Source organism: Paraburkholderia sp. JHI869 (assembly GCF_038900775.1).
Classification (GTDB): domain Bacteria; phylum Pseudomonadota; class Gammaproteobacteria; order Burkholderiales; family Burkholderiaceae; genus Paraburkholderia.
Genome location: NZ_JAYMSC010000077.1, coordinates 1 through 3569, shown reverse-complemented (window position 1 = coordinate 3569; position 3569 = coordinate 1). Strand labels below are relative to the sequence as shown.

Here is a 3569-nt window from a genome sequence, read left to right as displayed (position 1 = left end):
CTAGCTGTCGAGCGCGCGCTACGCGGGGTAGCGATTGGCCGCCGTTATGCGTAGCCGTGAATTATGTGGAGTTGCACCGAGCTGAACACGACATCGATCAGCTTTACGGACCTCCTTGGGGTTTTTTGCCGCAGCAAACTGCACATAAAAAAGGTGGTCTCCTAGATGGGTAGCTATCCATTTCGGGAGATTCGTTATGACCGGCTTAACTCCTCTACGGCCACAACCTCAGGCGTGGTTGTGGCGCAGCGTTCTTTCCCCATTTGCAGAGCAGTACTGTGGATACCTTGTGGAGCGGGGCTATGCGCTGAGTACCGTCAACCGCTACGTCAGATGCGTTGCGCATTTTGCGCATTGGATTGCAAAGCGCCGGATACCTGCTGCTCGCGTCGACTATCGCCTAGTCAACAGTTTTGTTGCCAACCATCTCCCACATTGCACCTGCCCAGAGCCAATTCCGAGAAGCGCGGCGGATGTAAGAGCCTCGCTCCAGCATCTTCTGGTCGTGTTAGGCGTACAGGCGGTCCCTTGGTTTCTGCGCGACCAACCCGACGCGATACGCGAGGAGATTTGTCGGTTCATCCAATATCTCGAAGAAGTTTGCGGGCTTGCGGACTGTACTCGATATCAGCGTGGGCGAATCGTTCGTGACTTCCTGCGTCAACAGTTCGGTGACAACTGCATAGACATCAACCAGTTGGAGATTCGCGACATTTACCGATTTGTGACGCAATATCCGGACGCATGTGGACCCGGTGTCGCCAAAGCATCGAGCGTAGCTTTACGAAGTTATCTGCGATTCCGGCTTACCCAATATGACGATTGCGTTGAAGCACTGATGGCTGCGGTTCCCAATGTCGCCAGATGGAGGCTGGCAGCACTTCCGGAAACACTTACGGACGAGGAGATCGGGGTGCTTCTGAATTCGTTTGATTGCAAGACGGCTTCCAGCTTGCGCGACTACGCGATGGTCCGATGCATGATAGATCTTGGTTTGCGAGCCGGCGAAGTCGTGCAAATCCAGCTCGATGATTTGAACTGGCGCGAAGGTACGCTCCGAATCCGACGGACTAAATCGAGACGGACGTATAGCATGCCGCTGCCAGAAGCGACCGGTTACGCGATAGCCAATTACATCCAGTTCGCCAGAAAGGCCACAGTGCCGTCCCGGGCGGTATTTGTACGGCATTATGCGCCCGTCGATACTCCGCTGGGGACGGGCCGAGTCCATCAGGCAGTGCAGGCCGCATATGTTCGCGCCGGTTTGACCAACCGAACGGGAAGTCATCTTCTTCGCCACAGCGTCGCCAGACGGCTGCTTCGATCGGGTTCGTCGTTGAAGGAGGTCGCGGACATACTTCGCCATCGAAGCATCGATACGACAGCGATCTATACAAAGATCGATCGTCGAAGCCTTGATGCCGTGGCACTTCCCTGGCCGGGGAGAACGTCATGAAGAATTCCGTAAAACCAGCTGATACGATGATGTCGCAGGCGAAGACGTATCTGGCACAGAGGCATTCCCTTGGTTTCGATCTTAAGATTTCTGGCCCGATCCTGATGGACTTCGCTCGCTTCGCAGATGCCATGACCCAGCCTGGCCCGATTACCGAAGAACTTGCTCTTGCCTGGGCTCATTCAACAAAGAGCGAAAGGGCCATTACTTGGGCGCGCCGAATTGAGGTGATCCGTCCGTTCGCAAAGTATCTGAAGCAGTTCTCTCCCGAGGCCATCGTTCCGCGACGCGACCTTTGCGGGCAAGCTCATCGTCGTCTGGCACCACATATCTACACGGAGCGGGAACTCAATGAACTCGTCGCAGCGTCGGCGGCGCTATTGCCCGCCGGTTCGATTAGACCGCTCACCTATGAAGCGTTGTTTGGTTTGATCGCGGCAACCGGTCTGCGTATCTCGGAAGCCATTAATCTGTCCAGGAGCGACGTCAATCTTGAAGACGGAACGCTGATTGTGCGCGAGACGAAGTTCCACAAGTCACGCCTCATTCCACTACATCCTACTGTAACGCGCGTCCTCGAACGCTACGCTGATCGACGATTGCGGGTTATCGCTGCGGTGCCGTGCAATTCGTTCTTCGTCGGTATAAATGGTAAGAAGTTACCTATTCGAACAGTGGAGGGGACGTTCGATCGTATTCGCAGGCAACTTGCATGGACCGCCCGCGGCGATCATCCTCTGCCCCGAATCCATGACCTTCGTCATACATTCGTGTGCAGGCGCATCCTCAAGTGGTATCAGGAGGGTGCAAATATTGACAACCGGATAATCGCCCTGTCGACCTATCTGGGACATGTGAAGCCGAGCGACACCTACTGGTATCTGACTGCCGTTCCAGAACTCATGGAAGTCGTGAACCAGAAGTTTGCCCGCTTTGCTGAGGGAGCAAGCCATGAATAAAGTCTGCCGCGTCCCTTCCTTCCCTACGCTTCTGCAGGACTTCTTCGTCGAACGACTGATGGAGCAACGCGGGGTCAGCCCGGAGACGATTTCGAGCTATCGCGATTCATTTCGTCTGTTTTTGCAGTTTGCATCCGAACGCCTGGGCAGGTGTCCTTCGGATTTGGCCCTGACCGATATGGATGCACCGTTGGTCCTGGCCTTCCTTCGACATCTCGAGATCGAGAGACATAACAGCACGCGAACTCGAAACGTTCGACTTGCAGCACTACGCTCGTTCATGAAGTACGCTGCGCATCGAGACATCACTTCGCTAGCGGTTATACAGCGTACGCTTTCAGTGCCGATGAAGCGTTGTGACAGACCTATGGTCAGTTTCCTGTCGCGTGACGAGATTCAGCAAATATTATCGGCACCCGACCCGGACACATGGTCGGGTCAACGCGACCGGGTACTCTTGGCAACGATGTATAACACCGGGGCACGTGTCTCAGAGATCCTCGCACTGCGTATTGGCGATCTCGTCCTCGGCGCCTCACCCTGCGTCCATATTCTCGGCAAAGGACGCAAGGAGCGGACGGTACCTTTGTGGCGATCAACGGCGAGGCTAATCAAGGGCTGGTTGCCACGGATCCAGGATGCACCAAGTCAACGGGTCTTCCCAAATCGGTCTGGCTATGCCATGACCCGCTCGAACGTTGCGGACCGCTTGAGACTTGCCGTATCGAAAGCGACAGAGCGATGTCCTCAACTTGCGAAACTACGCGTTTCTCCTCACGTGGTTCGCCATTCGACAGCGACACATCTGCTCCAGTCTGGCGTCGACCTGTCGGTCATCGCATTGTGGCTCGGACACGAAAGCCCGTCGACAACGCACGGCTATCTGGAAGCCGATCTGGCTATGAAGGAGCGGGCACTGAACAGTATTCAACCAACCACGAATCCAAAGAATCGTCGCTATCAACCACCCGACGACATTCTTCGGTTCTTGGAGTCTTTATAATTATGTGCAGTTCGCCGGACCGAGAATCGCTGTCCATCGGCCTGGCGATTTGTATCGCGTTCTTCTCCAAAGATGGACTGAACATAATCCTCGGCTACGCATAACGTCTTCAATGCAAATATGTGCATTGTCGCCGCAACTATCTGTTCGC

Annotated in this window: 3 protein-coding genes; all 3 read left to right on the top strand. The window is 55.0% G+C overall.

Going from position 1 to position 3569, the window contains the following annotated elements:
* Positions 1-196 precede the first annotated feature (196 nt).
* From VSR72_RS43865 to VSR72_RS43855, 3 genes are read left to right on the top strand one after another with little or no spacing between them, the layout of a single operon-like run.
* Positions 197-1456, top strand: a complete 1260-nt coding sequence (locus tag VSR72_RS43865) for a site-specific integrase (protein WP_342958402.1) — start codon at positions 197-199, stop codon at positions 1454-1456.
* Complete coding sequence (locus tag VSR72_RS43860) at positions 1453-2415, top strand: tyrosine-type recombinase/integrase (RefSeq protein ID WP_342958401.1); 963 nt, start codon at positions 1453-1455, stop codon at positions 2413-2415. The genes VSR72_RS43865 and VSR72_RS43860 overlap by 4 nt, the downstream gene beginning before the upstream one ends.
* Positions 2408-3418, top strand: coding sequence for a site-specific integrase (locus VSR72_RS43855; RefSeq protein WP_342958400.1), 1011 nt, complete (start codon positions 2408-2410; stop codon positions 3416-3418). Before VSR72_RS43860 ends, VSR72_RS43855 begins: the two co-directional genes overlap by 8 nt.
* Positions 3419-3569 lie beyond the last annotated feature (151 nt).